Genomic DNA, 20,381 nt, shown 5'->3' on the forward strand with positions numbered 1-20,381 from the left:
CCTTCGTAATGCAAATGATAAGGGCCGGAAAATCCGGCCCTTGCGGGTCACTCTTTTCACGCCGTATGCGTTTAGCGGGTGGCCAGCAACGAACCGCCGCCGTTTGACTGATTGGCGCTGAACAGCTGACCGCCGCCGTTGTTCTTCAGCACCCAGACGCGGCCATAGTGGTTGTAGTACCCCGCCGAGTGGCCGGCTTCCGGCCCGATGCCCTGATACATGTCAAAATGCTGGCCCTTGATGGCGCCGCCCACGTCGAGCGCGACCATCAGACGCATCTCGTATTTTCCCGTGAATTTACCCTTGTTGTCCAGCAGCGGCACTTCGGCCAGCAGCGTGGTGCCCGCCGGGATCAGCGAACGATCGGAGGCCACCGAGGCTTTGGCGATCAGCGGCACCGCGCTGGCACCTCTCACCGGCGCAAAAGCTTCCGGGCGGAAGAACACGAACGATGGGTTTTGCTCCAGCAGCTCACGCACCTCTGCGGCGCTGTGGGTATCCGCCCACTGACGGATCGCCTGCATCGACATGTCCGCCTTGGCCACTTCACCGCGATCGATCAGCACCTTGCCGATGCTGCGATAGGCGTGGCCGTTCTTGCCGCCGTAGCCGAAGAACACCAGCGGCTGGCCGTTGCCGTAGTCGACATAGCCGCTGCCCTGGACTTCCATCATGAAGTTGTCCATCAGCGAGTTGGTGTAAGCGATGATATAGCGATCGTCGAGCGCGCCGGAATAGATGCCCGCGCGATCCGGCAAGCGGCCCCTGCCCTTCGGCGGCATGCGGTACAGCGGATAGCGGAACTCGCCCTGTTGGGTATAGCGCGCCTGCACCACCGGCGTGTAGTAGCCGGTAAACTGCACGTTGCCGTAATTGTCGACGCCTTCCATCTGGTAAGCGCTGAGGCCATACTGGCTCAACATGCGCGTGTCAGCGCCGGACGCCATCCAATTTTGTACCGCCTGATAGGTGCCGTTGTTGCGGTTGAACAGCGAAGGCGACGCGTACTTGATCTCCATCAGCTGATCCGAATAATCCTTGGCGTTGACCGGCGAACCTTTGGCGTTGGGCTGATTGACCAGCTCCAGCGACTGATCCAGACGGCCGTCTTTATATTGCTGACCCCGATCGGTCGGCTTGGACGAACAGCCCGCCAACACCGCCACCATCAACCCGCCCAGCAGGTATTTGCCCCAACGTCCTTTCATCGCGCACACTCTCAAACTGATATGATCTACCGGCTGAACGATAACAAACGCTCATTGATAAAGGAATCGCTGCAAATAAAAAAAGCCGCACGGAGGATAGTGATGAAAAAGAAGGCAAATTGCGGGCAAATTCAGCAGAAAAACGGGTTTAGGCCAATAAAATGCAAAAAGGGTTTGCAACAAAACGCATGGAGAGTATAGTGCGCATCCATCGGACGCGGGGTGGAGCAGCCTGGTAGCTCGTCGGGCTCATAACCCGAAGGTCGTCGGTTCAAATCCGGCCCCCGCAACCAACCGATGCCGCAGCGGCGGTATTTTGCGTTTGGCTTCGATAACAAAGTATTACACGGACGCGGGGTGGAGCAGCCTGGTAGCTCGTCGGGCTCATAACCCGAAGGTCGTCGGTTCAAATCCGGCCCCCGCAACCAACCGAATGTCGTACCAGCGGCATAACATGCACGGTGGTTCGTAGTAATACAGCACCAAGACGGACGCGGGGTGGAGCAGCCTGGTAGCTCGTCGGGCTCATAACCCGAAGGTCGTCGGTTCAAATCCGGCCCCCGCAACCAACTCTTGATGACAACAGACAAGCACCCTGACGGGTGTTTTTTTGTATCTGCAATCCGCGAAACTAGCCGGACTCGCGCCCGGCCCTGCTTCTATCGGCTCGCCAGCGCGCCGCCGTTGGCGAAATAAGCCTTGATGCCCGCCAGAATCGACTCCGCCACCTGCTGCTGGAAATGGCTGGTGCGCAGCTTGCGCTCCTCTTCGATATTGCTGATAAACGCCGTCTCCACCAGGATCGACGGGATATCCGGCGCCTTCAACACCGCAAAACCGGCCTGATCGACGCGATTCTTGTGCAACCGGTTGATTTTCCCCATCCGATTCAACACTTCCTTGCCGAACTTCAGGCTGTCGTTGATGGTCGCGGTCTGGATCAGATCGAACATGGTATGGTCTAGATAACGGTCGCCGCTCTTGCTGACGCCGCCGATTTGGTCCGACGCGTTTTGCGTCTGCGCCAGGAACTTGGCCGCCGAGCTGGTGGCGCCCTTGGTGGACAACGCGAACACCGATGAACCGCGCGCGGCACGGCTGGTGAAGGCGTCGGCGTGAATCGAAACGAACAAATCCGCGCGCTGCTTGCGCGCCTTGGCGACGCGCACCTTGAGCGGGATAAACACGTCTTCGTTGCGCGTCATGAATACTTTCATGTTCGGCTCGCGCTTAATCATGGCGCTCAGCTTGCGGGCAATCTGCAATACGATGTCTTTCTCGCGCGTCTTGTACTTGCCGATAGCGCCGGGATCTTCACCACCGTGGCCGGGATCCAGCATGATGACGATCGGCCGATCGCGCCCCGCTTTGCCGGCCTGCGGCGCTTCCGGCGGCAGCGTGCGCTCCAGATCGCCCTTGTTGTAATCTTCCAGTAACGCCAGCAGCGGATCATACTCCTCGCCGCTGCCGCCGCCCTTGGTCGGGTAGAGATCCATCACCAGACGGTTGCGATACTCCGGCACCGGCGCCAGCGTGAAAATATGCGGGCTGACGCTCTGCTTGAGCTCCAGCACCAGCCTCACGGTATTCTGATCGAACTGGCCGACGCGCGCCTGCTTGAGATACGGATCGTCGGCGCGCACCTGCCCGGCGATGCCTTTCAGCACGCTGTTGAGCTGGACGCCTTCGATATCCACCACCACACGATCGGGATTGGTCAGGGCAAACTGCTTGTATTTCAGCTCGACGTTGGATTCCAGCGTGACGCGGGTATAGGTGGAGGATGGCCAGACGCGCACGGCGATCACGTGCGATGACGCGGCGAAGCCCGTGCGACTCACACTCAGCAACCAGCTGGCGGCAACCCCCTGTAATAAACGACGGCGGCCCAGATTGTGATTAGAGTTTGGCATGCGGCTCCGGCAGTAATAGCTGTTTACAACAGATGAAAAAAACATCAATAAAATGGGGATGCCGAAAACTTTAACCAATCATTCCAGCCCTGTCATCAGAAAATCTTTTTATGGTTTTTCAATTTATTAACGATTTAGCGCCCTTAGCGCACTCTTCATGATGATTTCTCGCTTGCCATCGGCGCCATAAAAGAATAAAAATACAAAAATACCGTATAAATATGCAAAAGAGGTTTGTCGTGAAGGAACGTAGTACAGAGCTGGTGCAAGGATTCCGTCACTCAGTCCCCTATATCAACGCCCACCGCGGCAAAACGTTTGTCATCATGCTCGGCGGGGAAGCCATCGAACACGAGAATTTCTCCAACATCGTCAACGATATCGGGCTGTTGCATAGTCTGGGCATTCGCCTGGTGGTGGTTTACGGCGCGCGGCCGCAGATCGACGCTAACCTGGCGCAGCATAACTTTGAGCCGATCTACCACAAGCACACCCGCGTGACCGACGCCCATACGCTCGAACTGGTCAAGCAAGCTGCCGGTTTGTTGCAGCTCGACATCACCGCCCGGCTGTCGATGAGCCTCAACAATACGCCGCTGCAGGGCGCGCATATCAACGTGGTCAGCGGCAACTTCATCATCGCGCAACCACTGGGCATCGATGACGGTATCGACTACTGTCACAGCGGCCGCATTCGCCGCATCGATGAAGACGCGATCCACCGCCAGCTCGACAGCAACGCCATCGTGCTGATCGGCCCGGTCGCGGTTTCCGTTACCGGCGAGAGCTTCAACCTGACCTCGGAAGAAGTGGCCACCCAGCTGGCAATCAAGCTGAAAGCGGAAAAAATGATCGGCTTCTGCTCCTCGCAGGGCGTGACCGACGCGGAGGGTAACATTCTTTCCGAGCTGTTCCCCAACGACGCGCAAAAGCGCCTTGAAGAGCTCGAGGAAGGCGGCGATTACCATTCCGGCACCGTGCGCTTCCTGCGTGGCGCGGTGAAAGGCTGCCGCAGCGGCGTGCGCCGTAGCCACCTGATCAGCTATCAAGAGGACGGCGCGCTGGTGCAGGAGCTGTTCTCGCGCGACGGCATCGGCACCCAAATCGTGATGGAGAGTGCCGAACAGGTGCGCCGGGCGACGATCAACGACATCGGCGGCATTCTGGAGCTGATCCGGCCGCTCGAGCAGCAGGGTATTCTGGTGCGCCGTTCGCGCGAACAGCTGGAGATGGAGATCGACAAGTTCACCATTATCGAACGCGACAACCTGACCATCGCCTGCGCGGCGCTGTACCCGTTCTTAGAGGAAAAAATCGGTGAGATGGCCTGTGTCGCGGTACATCCCGATTACCGCAGCTCTTCGCGCGGCGAGATGCTGCTGCAGCGGGTGGAAAACCAGGCGCGGCAGATGGGGCTGAAGAAGCTGTTCGTGCTGACCACCCGCAGCATCCACTGGTTCCAGGAACGCGGATTCACCCCGGCGGAAGTCGACGTGCTGCCGATGCAAAAGCAGGCGCTGTATAACTATCAGCGCCGTTCCAAAATCCTGCTGGCCGATCTGTAATCCCCACGGCGCGGCCGTTGCCGCGCCCCTTCAACGCTTATTCCGTCGCCTGTAGCCGTTCAGCCAATCCGCTGCGACGCTGAGTCGGCATGCGAATGGCCCGTAGCAACACCGCCTCCGTGGCATACAGCGAGAGCTGCTTACGCGCGCGAGTGATCGCGGTATAGACCAGCTCACGCGTCAGCACCGGCAGGAAGTGATTCGGCAACACCAGGACCGTATGGTCAAACTCCGATCCCTGAGATTTGTGCACCGTCATGGCATAGGCGGTTTCATGCGCCGGCAAACGGCTTGGCTGTACCGACTTGATGCTGCCGTCGGGCAGTTGGAAATGCACGCGCAGATCGCCGTGCTCATCCGGCAGCGTAATGCCGATATCCCCATTGAACAGCCCCAGCGCGCTGTCATTGCGGCCGATCATCACCGGCCGCCCCCGGTACCAGCGGCCGAGCACGCCCAGCTTGCGGTCAATTAAACCGGCACGCTGCAGCCCGAGCTCAATGCGCTCGTTCAGGCCGGCAACGCCGAACGGCCCTTCACGCAGCGCGCATAGAACCTGGAAACGGCCAAAGGCCGCCAGCACCGTCGCCGCGTCCGCCCCTTCTGCGGTCAGCCGCAAATAGTCGCGGTAGCCCGCCACGCAGGCATCCAACAGCGCCTGATACTCTTCGCTCGTCGCCAGCGCATAGCCCGCAACATCACCGAAACTGCCGTTTAATGCCGCCAGCGCGCGATCCCCCGCTCCGGCGTTGACCGCCAACGCCAGCTGACCGATGCCGGAACGGGCGTCGAAGCGATAGCTCTTGCGCAGCAGGCACAGGCTGTCGCGCACCGCCGCTTCCGCGTCGGCCTGCTGCCCCGTGAGCGAACAACCGGTCAGGCGGCTCAGCTCAGCGGCGCGCGCATCGCTGTATCCCTGCTCGGCAAAACGGCAAATATCCCCCAGCACCGCGCCGGCCTCCACCGAAGCCAGCTGATCGCGGTCGCCGAGGAAAATCACCCGCGCCCGATCGGGCAGCGCGGCAATCAGGCGCGCCATCATCGGCAGATCGACCATCGAGGCCTCATCCACCACCAGCACATCCAAATGCAGCCGGTTGCCACGGTGATAGCGCATGCGCTGACTGTTCGGTTGCGCCCCCAACAGACGGTGCAACGTTGCCGCCTCCGTCGGGAACAGCGCCTGCTGCGCCGGGGTCAACGCCAGCTGGCGGCTGGCGCTGCCAAGCGACTCCGTCAGGCGCGCCGCCGCCTTGCCGGTCGGCGCCGCCAGCTGAATGCGCAAGCGCGCGCTTTCATCCAGCTGCACCAGCGCTGCCAACAGTTTGGCGACGGTGGTGGTTTTACCGGTGCCCGGCCCGCCGGAAATGACCGCAATGCGCCGCGTGGCGGCCACCGCGGCGGCGATTTTCTGCCAGTCGGGCTCGTCGCTCGCGGCGCCGAACAAGCGGTCGAGAATGGTGCGCAGCTCAGCCTCCGGCACCGCCAGCGACTCGCCTTCGCCGCCGATAAACGCCGCCACTTCGCCTTCGTTTTGCCACATGCGCTGCAGATACAGGCGCGGCCCGCGCAGCACCAGCGGCGTAGCGCCGCTGCCGTCCCCAACCGCCGCGCTGGCCGCCAAACGCTGCTGCCAACGCGCGCTATCCGGTCGCCCGGCCGCCTCCCACACCGCCAGCGCCAACGCCGGCTGGCGCCCTTCAAACAGCGTGTCCGCCTGCAGCTGTTCCAGCATCAGGCAGACGTGACCGGCTCCCGCCTCTGCGCTCAGGCAGGCGGCGGCCAGCAAAATATCGGGCTCGTCTTCGCTCGCCACCACGCGGGCGAACTGCACGTCAAGCGGGCGCAGCACGCCAAGCGCCACCGCCTGCTCCAGCAGTGCGATCATGATCCTTCCTCCGTCGCCGCAGCTTCGCCGCTGAACAAGCGATCCATCCCCTCCACCAGCTCAAGCTCGGGGAGACAGGTGAAAATGCCGTTGCCCGGGTGCGCCGCATCCACGCCACGCAGGAACAGATATATCACCCCGCCAAAATGGCGCCGGTAATCGTAATCCGGTAACCGATGACGCAGATAACGATGCAGCGCCAGCGTATACAGCTGGTATTGCAGATCGTAACGATGCTCCGCCATCGCCTGCTCCATCGCCGGCCGGGTATAGGCGCTACTGTCTTCCCCCAGCCAGTTGGACTTGTAGTCCAGCAGGTAGTATTTGCCCTGCCAGCAGAACACCAGGTCGATAAAGCCTTTCAGCATGCCCTGCACCTGATGAAAATCTAGCGCCGGGCAGCGGGCGGAAAGCGGATCGTAACGCTTCACCAGGGCATCGAGCGCCTTCGCCTGCAACAACCGGTTAATCGGCAAATAGAACTGCAGCTCGGCCTGCTTGTGCTGCGGCGTCAGCGCCGACAACGTCACGCCGCTGTCGTCGAGCGGCGTATTGAGCAACACCTGCATCCACGCCAGCAGAATCGGCTGCCAGTGCTCGGCAAATCCTTGCTGTTGCAGCTGTTCCTGCAGCCACTGTTCGTCCAGCGGCTGGGTGAAGTCCAGCGTTTCAAACAGGCTGTGCAGGAAGGTGCCGGGCGTTGCGCCGCGCGGGAAGGTATGCGGTGTGAGCGCTGGCTCACTCTCCTCACCCCGCTCGCCCGCGGCGTCGACATCCAGACGCGGCAGCAGATCCTGCATCAGGCTCGAACCGTGCTGTTGCAAACCGGTATAGCTGGTCACCCGCCAAAAATCCTGGATCCGTCGGGTAAAGCTTTTCGCCGCCAGCGTAGCGGCCAGCGATGCCTGGGGCTGCCAGGGCGCCTCGTCCGGCGGTTCCACCAGCGACAGCGCGATGCCGCCGCCCGCCAATTGCTGCAGGCGCTCCTGCAGATACGCGGCGTCGCCGGCCTGCCCGCCCTGCACCAGATAACCCAATGCGCTGCGGTGCAGATCGGTATCGCCCTGTTTCTTGCGCGTGCCCTGGAACAGCGGCGCGATGCCGATGCTGCAGTGGTACACCGAGCGAGTCAGCGCCACGTACAACAGGCGCAGGTCTTCCGCCAACCGCTCTTCCTCCGCCCAGGCCTGGCTCTCTTCATTGGCGTCGAGATCCAGCAACGCCTGGAAACTGTGGCGATCGTGATACAGCGCCTGCTGCTGCTGGCGGAAATTGCCGACGAACGGCAGCCACACCAGATCGAACTCCAGCCCCTTGGATTTATGAATCGTGATCACCTGCACCAGATGCCGGTCGCTCTCCAGCCGCAGTTGCTGATTATCGGACTGGCGATTAGGCTGGGCGATCTGCTGTGCCAGCCAGCGCACCAGCGCATGTTCGCTGTCGAGTTGCGCCGCCGCCTCTTGCAACAACTCCCCCAGATGCAGCACGTCGGTCAAACGACGCTCGCCACCGGCGCTGGCCAGCAGGTTCTCCGCCAGCTGGCGCGCTTTCATCACCTCGCTCAGCATCGGCAGCACGCCGCGGCGCAGCCAGAGCGTGCGGTAATCATCGAATTCGTTAACCAGCTCGTCCCAGGCACGCTCATCGCGGCTCAGGCCGTCCAGCGTCGGCGCGTCCAGCCCCATCAGCCCGGTGGCCATGGCGCTGCGCAGCGTGCGCTCCTGCTCCGGCGCCAACACCGCCTGCAGCAACCACAGCAGGTCTTTGGCCTCCGGGGTGTCGAACACGCTGTCGCGGTTAGACAGGTAGACCGACGGAATGGACAGCGCGCTCAGCGCATCGCGCACCAGCGCCGCCTCATTGCGGCTGCGCACCAGCACCGTGATATCGGAAGCTTGTACCGGCCTTGGCTCCTTGCCGCCCTGCAGCCACGCCTGGCCCTGCTGCCCGGCGCTGAGCCAGTCGCGAATTTGCGTGGCGCACAGGCGCGCCATCAACTGTTGGTAATCACTTACACCGGCGCCTTCCCCCTGCTGCAGCCAGAACTGCATCGCCGGTTGCGGCTTGCCGTGCAGGTCAAACGCCAACCCTTGGTTCTTTTCCGCCGCGCTGACCTCGATAAAGGGGATTTGGCCGAACAGGAAAGGCTTTTCTACCTGAGAAAACAGGTGATTGACGCTGGCGACCATCGACGGCGACGAGCGCCAGTTGGTCTCCAGCGTATAGTGGGCGCTCACCTCTGAGCGCGCCCGCATGTAGGTAAAGATGTCGGCACCGCGGAAGGCGTAAATCGCCTGCTTGGGATCGCCGATCAACAGCAGGCCGCAATCGGGCCGGCCGACGTAAAGTTTTTGGAAAATGCGGTATTGCTGCGGATCGGTATCCTGGAATTCATCGATCATCGCCACCGGGTAACGCTGGCGGATCGCCTGCGCCAGCTGTTCGCCGCCGCCGCTTTGCAGGGCGCCGTCCAGCCGGCTGAGCAGGTCGTCAAACCCCAGCTCGGCGCGCTGGCGCTTTTCTTGTTGAATGGAAGTGCGGATCTCGCTGAGCGCGCGCGCCATGATCAGGTCGCGCAGCGTCAAGGGTTCATCGAACAGCTCGTCGATCGCCGTGAACAGCGCATGCCGCGGCGGCTCGCCTTTCTTGGTCTTATCCAGCAGCACCGACTGGCGAAATTTATCCAGTTCCTTCGGCAACTGGTAGTCCTGGGTCTCCTGCCCGCTCCATTCGCCGACCTTGTTCAGCCAGTTCGGCAGGTGTTTGCTGCTGTAGCTGCGCTTATCGACGCCGGACTGGGCGATCAGCGCCTCCAGATCGCCCGCCGCCGCACGCCATTGCGCCTTGATGGCATCGATGCGCGCGACGATCTGCTCGTGGCGCATCAGGACGGTTTCTTCGTCCTTCGGCGGCCGGCGCAGCGCCGGCGCCTCACCGTGCAGGTAACCGGAAAGGTCGGCCAGCAACGCTTCCGGGCCGCTCCACTCCTGGCTGACCGCACGCGCCACGCCCAGCGGCAACGGATAGCAGTGGCGACGCCAGAAATCAGCACAGGCCTGCCGCCGCAGCGGCAACTCGTCCTGCACCAGCGTTTGTTCAAACAGCATGCCGGATTCGAAGGCGTTGTGCGTCAGCATTCGTTGGCAAAAGCCGTGAATGGTGTAGATCGCCGCTTCATCCATCTGCCGCTCCGCCGCCAGCAGCTGCGAGGCGGCGTCGGTCAAATCGTCAATTTCAGCCATCAGCGCCGAAAACAGCGGGTTGGCGCTGACGCCCCGCACGCAGGCGATGCGCAGCCCGTGGATATTGTCGCGGATACGCCCGCGCAGCTCCTCGGTGGCGGCCTCGGTAAAGGTCACCACCAGGATTTCTTCAACCGTCAGCGGGCGAGGAAACGCCGCTTCACCGCCCAGCCCCAGCAGCAAACGCAGGTACAGCGCGCCGATGGTAAAGGTTTTGCCGGTGCCCGCCGACGCCTCGATCAGGCGTTCGCCGAACAGCGGCAGCGTCAGCGGCTCCAGTCTCTGCGGGGCAGTTTCCGTCATGGCGTCGCCACTTTGCGCGGCAGGATCTGCTGCAATGCAGACGCGTTCGGATAGGTGACCCAGCCCTTAGGCGCCGCGTAATCCGCCTTGTCTTGCCCGCTGCCGCTCACCTGCGACAGCACAGCCAGCCCCTGTGGCTGGATCACCGCCTGGTGGAAATAATCCGCCAGTTTGGCCGGCGTCAGCTGTTGCACCTGCGCGATCAGCTTCTGACGAGTATCGAAGGCGAAATTGCCGCGATCGAAATCGTTGGCGAACCGGCTGGCCTCTTCGCTCAGGGTTTGCGGCCGCTGCTTCAGCTCATTGATGAGCGCCTGTTTGTACTGCTCAAAGTCCGCTTCGCTCATGTCGCGCAAGCGTTTCTCGGTTTTCGGGTAGAAATCCTGATAGCGCTGGTACAGGTATGCCGGCTGTTTGCTGTTGCTCTGCAACAGGAAGCCCACGCCCCATTGGCGCCCCACCGACATTGGGAAGGCGAAGACCGCATATCCCAATTGCTCCTGAGTGCGCAGCTGGCTATAGAACCACGGCTGAATAATCTGCCCCAGCAATGAGCTGTAGGCCATGCCGGCCACTTCGTCGTAACCGGTCGGCACATAGACCGCCGCCAGTGCCGAATCGGTGCTGCTGCCCACCTGTTGCAGATTGGCCAGATGATTTTTGTCCACTACCACGTCTTCGCCGTGCCACCATTCGATGCCGGTACAGCCCAGGCGATGTTTCAGCGTCGACGCCAGCGTGTCGACCTGCTGCTTGCTCATATTGCCCACCACCAGCAGCTCCGGCGTAGCCTCGGCCAGCAGGCTGTCGCGATAGGCCAGCACGTCTTTCAGCGTCAGCGTCTTCAGCACTTCGCGGCGTTCGCTGCGTTCGGAATACGGCACGCGGGAAACCATCTGCACCGGCTGAATGGCCAATTCAAACGCCTTGCCCTTCTCGGCGGCGTCCAACTGCTCCAGATACCAGGACTTGGCCTGCGCCAGCTGATCTTCCGTCGGCGTGAAGCTGGAATAGCCTTCGATCAGCGCCGTCAGCAACTGCGGCAGGCGCTGGGTAAAGCCGTTGGCGTTAAACATCAGGCCGTTGTTCGGCGAGGTCGAGAAGCTCAGCCCGCCAACCGATGCCTGATAGCTCAGCTGATCCAGCGCGAGGCCGGCCAGATAATCCGTCAGTGAGAACAGCACCTGGTTGCGCGCGGAATCCATGGTCTTGGCGTTGCGGAAAGCGACGGTGACGTCGGCCTTCGGCTCATCGGCGAAGTAACGGCTCGGCATGTACAGCACGCGCAGGCCGGGGTTATCCACCACCATTTCCGGCTTTTTGAACTCGTGCGACGGCTTGGTCAGGGTAAAGTCATCCGGGATGTACGGATTGAGCGTCGGTAACGACAGGGAAATCCCACTCCCTAACTGCTGCCACTGCGTAAAGCGCTGCGGCGTGATTTTGTCGACCTGGTAAGGCGCGTTGACGAAATAGGCCGTCTTGTTGTGCGGCTCATCCGGACTGACGAACCAGATGCGGGCGTTTTGCGGCGTCATGCCGTCCAGGCGTTCGGCGATCGCCTTAGGATCATAGCGATCGGCCAGGTAAGGCGCGTCCAGCGTATGTTCAACCGGCACGCGCAGCATGGTGTCCACCAGCCATTCGATGTAGTCCATGTCGCGCGTGATCGACGGATAACGGAAATCCAGATTCAGAACATGCGAGATTTCGTCGAAGTAACTTTGCTTGATGCCTTCGCTGCGCAGCATTTTCAGGTAGTTGAAAATGGCGGCGACGACCTCGTCGCGCTTGGCCAGGCCTTTGTCGGTCAGTGAAACGCTGATGGCGAAGACGCCGCCGTTGCGATCCACCATCGGATCGGCGCCGGCATTGATGGCGTCCGCCAGCCCCTGCTTCTGCAACCAGTCAGACAGGGTGTTCTTGCTGCGGTTGCCGATCAGGTAGCTGATGTAGGTATCGGTTTTGCTGCGAAACGCGGCGCTGTTGTTATCGATGCGAAACTCGACCTTCAACTGTTTGCGCGGCTGTGCTGGCACATAGTGAATGATGATGCCCTGCTGTTCCGGCGTCACGGCCGGCACGGTGATCGGCGGCACGGTGGCGTCGTGATTTGGCACGCGGCCAAAGGTTTTCGCCGCAATATCAGCCAGCTGCGGCAGCGGCTGATTGCCGTACAAAACGCCCATCATCAAATTGGCGGAATAGTAGCGCTTATAGAAGCCGGTCAGCTCATCGTGCAGCTTGCTGTCCGGCTTGTCTTTCAGCGTATCGAGATTGCCGCCGGAGAAGCGCGCGCTCGGGTGCGCCGGGTTAAGGGTTTCCGCGCCCACCTGCGCCATACGCATACCGTCGCGCGAACGCGCCATCGTCAACTCGGCGTTAACCGCGTTGCGCTCACGGTCGGCATTGCCCGGATCCAGCAGCGGCTCGGCAATGGCGTCGGCCATGCGATCGACCGCCGGCTCCAGCGCGTCATTTTCCACTTCCAGATAGAAGGCGGTGCGATAAGAAGCCGTGCTGGCGTTGTGGCTGCCGCCATGCTTTTTCAGGAATTCGGACAGGTTTTCCGGCTCTGGATAGCGCTTGGAGCCCATCAGCACCATATGTTCCAGATAGTGCGCCAAACCCAGTTGGCTGTTCGGATCTTCAAGCGAGCCGACCGGCAATGCCAGCGCCGCCAGCGATTTCGGCGCCTGGGCATCGGACACCAGCAACACCGTCATGCCGTTAGTCAATTTGATCGCCTCATACTGACGCGGATCGTGTTCGCTTTTGTTGATCTTCTCCGCCAGCGGTTGCCATCCTTGCGCGGCCCAACTCAACGGCGCCCAACACATAGCCAATAATACCAGCCCGGTGATACGGGCCAACTGTCTGCGCATATCCAAAATAAACCCCTATTCTGACGTCGCTGCGCCCACTCCCTGACGGTGGCGACGTTCATCAAAACCACATAACCAAATCTGTACTCACCGGGTTCTTCGCCAATATGGCGACCCGAACTCGGCGGGTATATGCCTGTACGTTATGTAAGACCGGGAATGACCCCAATGGTTGAATATAACCTTCGTTATTTTTACCACCTACCGCCGCACAGCACCACCGGGTGATTGTTACCCCAGGTTATGCCGCGCCACCGGCAGCAGATAACGCTCTGTTTCGGCCAGTATTTGCGCTAAGTATTCATTATCCAATTGGCGAAACACTCGCTGCACGTAGGGATCTTCCCCTTCTCCGGGAATGCGCTGATCGCCCTGCCAGGCCTGCAGCAATTTGGCGCGCGCCTTGATTTGCGCGTCTTCCTCCCAGTCGATTTGCTGCGTTTCCGGCAGATAGCACTGACTCAGCCACGCCCAGCCGCTCTTGTTCAGCAACAGCAGCGGCTGACTCAGACCGCGCTGATAGCCCGTCAGCAGTTCCGCCAGCTGCGCCTGTGCCTCTTCAGGCGCCAGCGCGGCAAAGCGCCAGGCGGAGTTCTTGCGGCCATACATGCGGCTCTCGCCGGTGCCGCCGGCGCAGCAGTACACCAGGTGCTCCAGCCACAGCAATATGCCATCCACCGCCGACAGCGTCGCGGGCCGCCAGCGCAACAGGCCGTCATCCTGCACCTGATGCAGCCAGCCGCTGAGGCGCACGCCGGCGATATCGATATCCAGCTCCAGGCTATGGCTCTCTGCGCGTTCCGCACGCACCTGCTCGGCCAGTTCGCTCATCTCTTCCTGCTGCTTTTGCCAATAAATTTCGCCGAAGGCGCCATAGGGCAAGCCGCCGGCGGCGCGCACCCGCTGGAACAGCCGTTCGGGATCGTCACCGTCGATCAGCGTATTCAACAGTTGGCTGTTGAACTGGTAGCGGCTGAGGTTATCCAGCGTGAAGGGTTCTTCGTCCGGCAGCTCGGTCTCTTCCAGGATAAAACTGACGCCCAGCCGCAGTTGGAAAAACGCGCGAATCGGATGGCGGTAAAACCGCAGCAGTTCATCCAGCGATATTTGCTGCAGCGCTTCGGCGGGCAGCGGCTGGTTGAACGCCGGATGCGCCGCACCGCGCCCATCGGCGGCAGGCAGCCACTCGGCGGCATAGCTTTGATCCTCCGAGCCAGGCAAGAAGTTCTCGGCGGCGAACGGCATGCGCGCGTGCCACTTCAGCAAGTGCTCACCAACCCGCCGGGCGCTGTCGTCTGCGCTAAGCTCTTCATCTCCCGGCAGGCAATAGCTTTGTTCCAGGTACTCCAGCAGCTCGGTGACCAGTACCGAAGGGTAACGCGGGCTGTTGTCCTGAATGGAACGGCCGATGAAACTGATATACAGCCGCTGCTGAGCGGACAAAATCGCTTCCAGGAACAGATAACGGTCGTCATCGCGTCGGCTGCGGTCGCCGCGTTTGACCTGCTGCGCCATCAGATCGAAACCCAGCGGCGGCAGCGTGCGCGGATACACGCCGTCGTTCATGCCCAACAGGCACACCACCTTGAACGGAATGGAACGCATCGGCATCAGCGTACAGAAGTTGATTTGCCCGGCGAGGAAGCGCTGGCTGATGCGCTCCTGATCGAGGCGCGCCGCCAGATCGTCCCGCAGAATGGTCAACGGCACCTCATCGGGATAGCGCGCCGCCAGGCCAAAATTGATGGCCTGCTGCCACTGCTGTTCGATCAGCGCCAGCACCACCTCGGTGTCGCTGTCCGCAGCGAAGAAGGCATCCAGCAGTTGCCGGCAGAGCGGCAGCCACGCTTCGAGCGGGCGCGCTTCGCTCAAGATTTGCCGCCAGTGGCTGAGCTGCGCCAGCAGGTCTGCCAGCTGCCCCGCCAGTTCGGCGACCAATCCGCTCGATTCGTCGTAAGGCAAAATGCCCTGCCAATCGCCGGCATTGCTGTCCATCGCGTAGCCAAGCAACATGCGCGTGATGCCAAAGCGCCAGGTATGTTGGCCGGTAGCGGGCAGATCCAGTTCGCGCACGTTATCGTCGTCCAGGCCCCAGCGCACGCCGGATTCACCGACCCAATGGCGCAGCAGGCGCAGCCCCTCTTCGCCAATGGCGAAACGGGCGGCCAGGGCCGGCACCTCAAGCAGCGCCAGCACCTGTTCCGAGGTAAAACGGCTTTGCGGCAGATCGAGCAGTGAAATGAACGCCTGCAGCGCGGGATGCGCCTGGCGCGCTTTACGGTCGGAAATGGCGAACGGCAGGTAGCGCTCGGCAGGGGCATTGCCGAACACCGCCTGAATGTAAGGCGTGTAGCTGTCGATATCCGCGACCATCACGATGATGTCGCGCGGCGTCAACGACGGATCCTGCGCCAGCATGGTCAGCAGTTGATCGTGCAGCACCTCCACTTCCCGCTGCGGGCTGTGGCAGGCATGCAGGCTGAGGGAACGGTCGTTCTCATCTAGCGGACGTTTGCTGAAGCTGCTTTCCAGCGTTTCCGCGGTAATACCGATCACCGCATGGTCTTCCAGCTCCAGCATGTCGCGCTGAACGGCGTGCAGCATGGTATCGGCCGGGATATCGACAAAGGCGTCAACCTCTTGCGCCCCTTCCATCTGCGACAGCAGATAGAGGTGATCGCGCCCCAGCTTGCCCCAAGAGGCCAGCAGTGGGTTGCTGAGCTGCTGCTGGCCTTCGGCGTCAAACAGGCGCGCCGCATCATCCGGCTGGCGGAACAGCCCCTGCTCGCGTGCCTGATGGTAGTGACGGCGCTTGCGGCTCTGCAAGCGGGCCAGGAAAGCGTAATCCTGAATATCGCCCCAATAGTAGCGACAGGGGTTGGTGAACATCAGGTGGATATCTATATGCCGCCCCAGCGCCTGCAGCGCCTCCAAATAGACCGGCGGCAACGCCGAGATGCCGCAGATAAACACCCGCGGCGGCAAACCGGGCGGGCAGGTTTTTGCCTGCTCCAGCGCGTGGATAAATCGGCTGTACAGATTGGCGCGGTGCCATTCCGGCTGCCCCAGCTCGCGCGTGTACTCCACCAGCCGCGCCCAGAGCGGCGCCTGCCATTGCTGAGCCTCCGCCAGGCCGTCGATGCGCTCCCCGCGCTGCCAGCTCTCCAGCCACTGCGGGCGATAAACCAAATATTGGTCGAACAGGTCGGCGACCCGGCCGGCCAACTGGTGAATCTTGCGCTTGTCATCGTCATCGGTCAGATAGTGCTGCAGTGGCGCAAACGCCGGCTGAGTCAGCATCTCCGGCAGCAACCACATCAGCTTCCAGGTCATGGCGTCCTTGCTGAAGGCGCTCTCTTTCGGGATATCCGGCAACACCCGGGTGAACATGTCCCAAATAAAGGTCGCCGGCAGCGGAAACGCAATATTGGCGGCGATGCCGAACTGTTCCGCCAACTGCATCTGCAGCCATTGCGCCATACCGGGGCTCTGCACCAGCACCACTTCCTGTTGAAAAGGATCGGCCAACGGATCTCTGGCTATCAGTGCGCTGGTCAGCGTTTTCAACAAATCCAGCTGATTGGAATGATAAACCGTGAACATCAAGGCTCCTTTAAAACAAAAGACATACCGGCTTAAAAGCGGGTGCAATACCAGCGGCTCAGCGTCGCCCACTGCCGCTGCGGCGTTTGGACTCTAACCGTCAATCGGCGGCAATCACTCTCCGCATCGTCAAGCGCGGTCTCGCGTCGCCAACCTTCCGGCGGCGATTCGGCCTCGAGCCGCCCGGTGACGGCGAACGCTTCTAACTGCTGATGCGCCAGCGCCCAGGCTTGCCGGTAGTGCCACTGGCGCTGAAACGACTGCAACAGCACCTGATGATACTGTAACAAGCCAAGCAGCGACACCGAGAACAGCAAGGCCGCCACCAACACTTCCGGCAGGCTGAAGCCGTTGCGGGATAGCCGCCCTGCCCGAGCGTTAGCCGTCACAGTCGGTCAGCCTTTTCTCTGGGCAAAAATCCAGCCGACCGCCCGGCTGAGCTTGCACCTTGCCAGCGGTCTCTGCGCCGTTAAAGGTGCCCCACTGATACAGCCAAAGCGGTTCACCGCCGCGCATCTCACCAAGGCCGCGTATCGTCACAACGCCCGCTCTGGCAGACAGCCGGGCGCAGGCCGTCAGTTCCGCGCGCTGCCTGCATAACCAGGCCGCCGCACTCAGCTCGGCGCGTGGCCAGCGCTGGCTCATGCCCCAACTCAGCGCCGAAGCGGCCTGATTATAAGCCTGAAGGTAACGCTGCTGATCGGCGGCCAGTAACAGCGCGTTATCCAACTGCCGATGCTGAGCGTTAAGCAACATCAGCCCCAGCGCCAACAGCAACATCACCGCCGCCAGAGTGCTACCGCCCCGCTGGGTTCGCCAATTCATGGCAGCGCCGCCATTTCGACGCTCGCACTCAGGCTGCGCCTGATACGCGTATCGCTGGCGGAGCGCCCCGCCAGCGTCAGGCGAGCCAAGGTCGCGCCATGATCGCCCCGCTCGATCGCCACATGAAACCGCTCAATGCGCACTTCGTCATAATCGAGCAACCGCTCCCAGCCACCGCCATCGCATTGGCTCACGCCGCGCTGCCCTTCCAAGCCGCCATTGCGCAGCCGGTAACCGAAATAGCCCGCATCCTCGCCCGAAGCGAGCCATTGCCCGCTGCGAGCGATGTCGTAGGCAACGATAACGCAACTGCCCGCCGCTTCTCCCGATGCCTGACCGATCAGCAACGGACGGCCGGCGCACTGCCCGGCGCAAAAACCGGCGCGGCGCAGATCTTTCTCAATGCCGAACGCCAGTTGCCGCAGCGTTGACTCCAGCCGAAAGTGCTGGCTGACGACCACGCTTTGCTGGCGCAACAACGGATAGGTTTTCGCCGCGCCGAGCGCGATCACGCTGCCAAAGACCAACGCCAACATCACCTCCGGCAAGGTAAAACCGCGTTCTAAAGTCAACATAGCGCAATGCCCCTGACCCGCTGCCCTTCGCTGCACAAACGCAGCCGCCCACGGGCGGACAGCACCAGCCGCAGGCTGCCTGCGTCGTTGCTGAGAAGGATGTGCCCCGCCTGCGCAGTATTGCGCAAACCGTAAAACCCAATCTCTTTGCCGGTGTAGCCGCTCAAAGCGACGTCACGATAAGACGGCGAGAAAACGGCGCCTTCGGCGGAAGCGCAATCCGTCGGCGGCACGCCACCGCCCAGACACCAGGGCGTGCCGTTCTTGAACCACAGCAGCGTCGCGCGGTTACGCCAGTTGGCGTCCGCCTGCAATCGCAGCAAAAACGCCAGCAGCTGCTGAGCCGTGTGTTCCAGCCGCAGCGCTTGCTGATGATAACGCCATTGCCCGACGCCCCAGCCGGTGAGCATGCCGGCGATCAATATCGCCGCCAACAGCTCAATCAGCGTCATGCCACGCTGGCGATCATCGATGTTCGAGAGAGTATTGTCTTTCATGGCGCCAGTGTAAGGATCGCCACAACGCGGTAAAGCCGCATGCGTAATCGCTGCGGCAAGCTGCGCAATGTTTTATTTACGACGGCAGAGGACGACAAAAAAATGCGGCGCGGTGCGCAATGCGGATAAAAAAAGGGGTGCAATCGCTGCACCCCTGGTGTGATGAGGTTAAGGTTAGATCGCGACCGGCGCCTTGATGGCCGGATGCGGATCGTAACCTTCGATCTCGAAGTCTTCGAAACGGTAATCGAACAGCGAAGCCGGCTTGCGTTTGATCACCAGTTTCGGCAATGGACGCGGTTCACGCGTCAGCTGCAGCTGAGTTTGTTCCATGTGGTTGCTGTACAGGTGGGTATCGCCGCCGGTCCAGACGAAATCGCCCACTTCCAGATCGCACTGCTGCGCCATCATATGCACCAGTAGCGCGTAGCTGGAGATGTTGAACGGCAGGCCGAGGAACACGTCGCAGGAACGCTGGTACAGCTGGCAAGAGAGCTTGCCGTCCGCGACGTAGAACTGGAAGAACGCGTGGCACGGCGCCAACGCCATCTGATCCAGCTCGCCGACGTTCCAGGCGGAAACGATGATGCGGCGCGAATCCGGATCCTGCTTCAGCTGTTGGAGCACGTTGCTCAGCTGATCGATCTGACGGCCGTCCGCCGCGCCCCAGGCGCGCCACTGTTTGCCGTACACCGGGCCGAGATCGCCGTTTTCATCAGCCCACTCGTCCCAAATGGTGACCTTGTTGTCACGCAGGTAGGCGATGTTGGTATCGCCGTTCAGGAACCACAACAGCTCATGAATGATCGAACGAAGATGACATTTCTTGGTGGTCACCAACGGGAAACCTTCCTGCAAGTTGAAACGCATCTGATGGCCGAAAATCGACAGCGTGCCAGTGCCGGTACGGTCGGCTTTAGGGGTGCCCTCGGCGAGCACCTTGTTCATCAAATCCAGATACTGTTTCATTTGTCCCTCACGACATTTGTTGCTGCGGGCGACGACGGTACGCCCAAATCATCATAATAATACCGGCCACCACCATCGGGATGGACAGGATCTGCCCCATGCTGATCACGCCGTCGAACAGGCCGAGCTGGGCATCCGGCTGGCGGAACGCTTCAACGATGATGCGGAATGCGCCATAACCGATCAGGAACAGGCCCGAGACGGCGCCCATCGGCCGCGGCTTGCGAATAAACAGGTTCAGAATGATAAACAGCACCACGCCTTCCAGCAGCAGTTCATACAGCTGCGACGGGTGGCGCGGCAGTACGCCGTACTGATTCAATAACGGCAGCAAGGAAGGATCGGCGGCGGCGAGGGCCACGTCTTCGCTGCGCGAACTTGGGAACAGCATCGCCCAAGGGGTGTCGGTGGTCACGCGGCCCCACAGTTCACCGTTGATGAAGTTGCCGAGGCGGCCGGCGCCCAGGCCGAATGGGATCAATGGCGCGATAAAATCGGAAACCTGGAAGAAGGTGCGTTTGGTGCGGCGAGCGAACCAGAACATCACCAGAATCACCCCCATCAAGCCGCCGTGGAACGACATGCCGCCATCCCAGACCTTGAACAGATAGAGCGGGTTATCCAGGAACAGCGGCAGGTTATAGAACAGCACATAGCCTACGCGGCCGCCGACGAATACGCCCAGGAAACCGGCGTAGAGCAGGTTTTCAACTTCGTCTTTGGTCCAGCCGCTGCCCGGCTTGTTGGCGCGGCGCACCGCCAGCCACATGGCAAAAACGAAGCCGACCAGGTACATCAGGCCATACCAATGCAGAGAAACCGGGCCAATGGAGAAAATGACCGGATCAAATTTAGGAAACGCCAGATAGCTATTGCTCATCTATCACCACAACATGTCTGTTATT

Annotated in this window: 13 protein-coding genes and 3 tRNA genes; 4 read left to right on the forward strand and 12 right to left on the reverse strand. The window is 61.2% G+C overall.

All coding sequences use genetic code 11. The annotated features are described in order from the left end of the window. Positions 1-71: 71 nt before the first annotated feature. The gene (gene mltA / locus ACJ8HH_RS21880) at positions 72-1,208 is read right to left on the reverse strand and encodes a murein transglycosylase A (RefSeq protein ID WP_033635751.1); all 1,137 of its coding nucleotides are present in this window, start codon (positions 1,206-1,208) and stop codon (positions 72-74) included. 216 nt (positions 1,209-1,424) lie between these two features. Between mltA and ACJ8HH_RS21885 the strand changes: the two genes are divergently transcribed. From ACJ8HH_RS21885 to ACJ8HH_RS21895, 3 genes are all read left to right on the forward strand, one after another. Then, positions 1,425-1,501, forward strand: a tRNA-Met gene (locus ACJ8HH_RS21885). Positions 1,502-1,559: 58 nt separating this feature from the next. Beyond that, positions 1,560-1,636, forward strand: a tRNA-Met gene (locus tag ACJ8HH_RS21890). Between the two features lie 64 nt (positions 1,637-1,700). Beyond that, positions 1,701-1,777 (forward strand) — tRNA-Met (locus ACJ8HH_RS21895). A 90-nt stretch (positions 1,778-1,867) separates the two neighbouring features. On the opposite strand, the gene amiC is transcribed toward ACJ8HH_RS21895, so the two are convergent. Then, positions 1,868-3,121 (reverse strand): N-acetylmuramoyl-L-alanine amidase AmiC, encoded by a 1,254-nt coding sequence (amiC, locus tag ACJ8HH_RS21900; protein WP_060437004.1) that lies wholly within the window; start codon positions 3,119-3,121, stop codon positions 1,868-1,870. Between the two features lie 221 nt (positions 3,122-3,342). Here amiC and argA point away from each other — a divergent pair, with 221 nt between their 5' ends. Beyond that, complete coding sequence (argA, locus tag ACJ8HH_RS21905; protein WP_049232224.1) at positions 3,343-4,686, forward strand: amino-acid N-acetyltransferase; 1,344 nt, start codon at positions 3,343-3,345, stop codon at positions 4,684-4,686. A gap of 37 nt (positions 4,687-4,723) precedes the next feature. Here argA and recD read toward each other — a convergent pair whose 3' ends face one another. The 10 genes from recD to lgt form a co-directional block, all read right to left on the reverse strand. Continuing rightward, positions 4,724-6,574, reverse strand: coding sequence for an exodeoxyribonuclease V subunit alpha (gene recD / locus ACJ8HH_RS21910; protein ID WP_060452047.1), 1,851 nt, complete (start codon positions 6,572-6,574; stop codon positions 4,724-4,726). Next, a complete protein-coding gene (gene recB / locus ACJ8HH_RS21915) occupies positions 6,571-10,122 on the reverse strand; it encodes an exodeoxyribonuclease V subunit beta (protein WP_033649506.1) in 3,552 nt (1,183 codons plus the stop codon). Before recB ends, recD begins: the two co-directional genes overlap by 4 nt. Beyond that, entirely contained in the window at positions 10,119-13,007 is a 2,889-nt protein-coding gene (ptrA, locus tag ACJ8HH_RS21920; RefSeq protein WP_060388412.1) for a pitrilysin, read from the reverse strand. Before ptrA ends, recB begins: the two co-directional genes overlap by 4 nt. 231 nt (positions 13,008-13,238) lie before the next feature. Next, positions 13,239-16,610 (reverse strand): exodeoxyribonuclease V subunit gamma, encoded by a 3,372-nt coding sequence (recC, locus tag ACJ8HH_RS21925; RefSeq protein ID WP_060452048.1) that lies wholly within the window; start codon positions 16,608-16,610, stop codon positions 13,239-13,241. Positions 16,611-16,642: 32 nt separating this feature from the next. Next, complete coding sequence (locus ACJ8HH_RS21930) at positions 16,643-16,999, reverse strand: prepilin-type N-terminal cleavage/methylation domain-containing protein (RefSeq protein ID WP_033649504.1); 357 nt, start codon at positions 16,997-16,999, stop codon at positions 16,643-16,645. After that, positions 16,989-17,435, reverse strand: a complete 447-nt coding sequence (locus ACJ8HH_RS21935) for a YgdB family protein (protein WP_033649503.1) — start codon at positions 17,433-17,435, stop codon at positions 16,989-16,991. The genes ACJ8HH_RS21930 and ACJ8HH_RS21935 overlap by 11 nt, the downstream gene beginning before the upstream one ends. Then, positions 17,432-18,010 (reverse strand): prepilin peptidase-dependent protein, encoded by a 579-nt coding sequence (locus ACJ8HH_RS21940; RefSeq protein ID WP_041036506.1) that lies wholly within the window; start codon positions 18,008-18,010, stop codon positions 17,432-17,434. The genes ACJ8HH_RS21935 and ACJ8HH_RS21940 overlap by 4 nt, the downstream gene beginning before the upstream one ends. After that, positions 18,004-18,507: a prepilin peptidase-dependent protein gene (locus ACJ8HH_RS21945; protein ID WP_039567375.1), complete on the reverse strand. Its 504-nt coding sequence runs from the start codon at positions 18,505-18,507 to the stop codon at positions 18,004-18,006. Before ACJ8HH_RS21945 ends, ACJ8HH_RS21940 begins: the two co-directional genes overlap by 7 nt. A 174-nt stretch (positions 18,508-18,681) precedes the next feature. Next, the gene (thyA, locus tag ACJ8HH_RS21950) at positions 18,682-19,476 is read right to left on the reverse strand and encodes a thymidylate synthase (RefSeq protein ID WP_060426867.1); all 795 of its coding nucleotides are present in this window, start codon (positions 19,474-19,476) and stop codon (positions 18,682-18,684) included. A gap of 7 nt (positions 19,477-19,483) precedes the next feature. Beyond that, positions 19,484-20,356, reverse strand: a complete 873-nt coding sequence (lgt, locus tag ACJ8HH_RS21955) for a prolipoprotein diacylglyceryl transferase (protein WP_033649501.1) — start codon at positions 20,354-20,356, stop codon at positions 19,484-19,486. Between the last annotated feature and the right edge of the window lie 25 nt (positions 20,357-20,381).

It is taken from the genome of Serratia sp. CY32780, assembly GCF_052169135.1.
In the GTDB taxonomy this organism is placed as follows: Bacteria; Pseudomonadota; Gammaproteobacteria; order Enterobacterales; family Enterobacteriaceae; genus Serratia; species Serratia sarumanii.

What these genes read in the sequence shown, in the direction of transcription:
- mltA (WP_033635751.1), bottom strand. Translation starts at nt 1,208, where the DNA reads ATGAAAGGACGTTGGGGCAAATACCTGCTGGGCGGGTTGATGGTGGCG.
- amiC (WP_060437004.1), bottom strand. Translation starts at nt 3,121, where the DNA reads ATGCCAAACTCTAATCACAATCTGGGCCGCCGTCGTTTATTACAGGGG.
- argA (WP_049232224.1), top strand. Translation starts at nt 3,343, where the DNA reads ATGCAAAAGAGGTTTGTCGTGAAGGAACGTAGTACAGAGCTGGTGCAA.
- recD (WP_060452047.1), bottom strand. Translation starts at nt 6,574, where the DNA reads ATGATCGCACTGCTGGAGCAGGCGGTGGCGCTTGGCGTGCTGCGCCCG.
- recB (WP_033649506.1), bottom strand. Translation starts at nt 10,122, where the DNA reads ATGACGGAAACTGCCCCGCAGAGACTGGAGCCGCTGACGCTGCCGCTG.
- ptrA (WP_060388412.1), bottom strand. Translation starts at nt 13,007, where the DNA reads ATGCGCAGACAGTTGGCCCGTATCACCGGGCTGGTATTATTGGCTATG.
- recC (WP_060452048.1), bottom strand. Translation starts at nt 16,610, where the DNA reads ATGTTCACGGTTTATCATTCCAATCAGCTGGATTTGTTGAAAACGCTG.
- ACJ8HH_RS21935 (WP_033649503.1), bottom strand. Translation starts at nt 17,435, where the DNA reads ATGAATTGGCGAACCCAGCGGGGCGGTAGCACTCTGGCGGCGGTGATG.
- ACJ8HH_RS21940 (WP_041036506.1), bottom strand. Translation starts at nt 18,010, where the DNA reads ATGTTGACTTTAGAACGCGGTTTTACCTTGCCGGAGGTGATGTTGGCG.
- ACJ8HH_RS21945 (WP_039567375.1), bottom strand. Translation starts at nt 18,507, where the DNA reads ATGAAAGACAATACTCTCTCGAACATCGATGATCGCCAGCGTGGCATG.
- thyA (WP_060426867.1), bottom strand. Translation starts at nt 19,476, where the DNA reads ATGAAACAGTATCTGGATTTGATGAACAAGGTGCTCGCCGAGGGCACC.
- lgt (WP_033649501.1), bottom strand. Translation starts at nt 20,356, where the DNA reads ATGAGCAATAGCTATCTGGCGTTTCCTAAATTTGATCCGGTCATTTTC.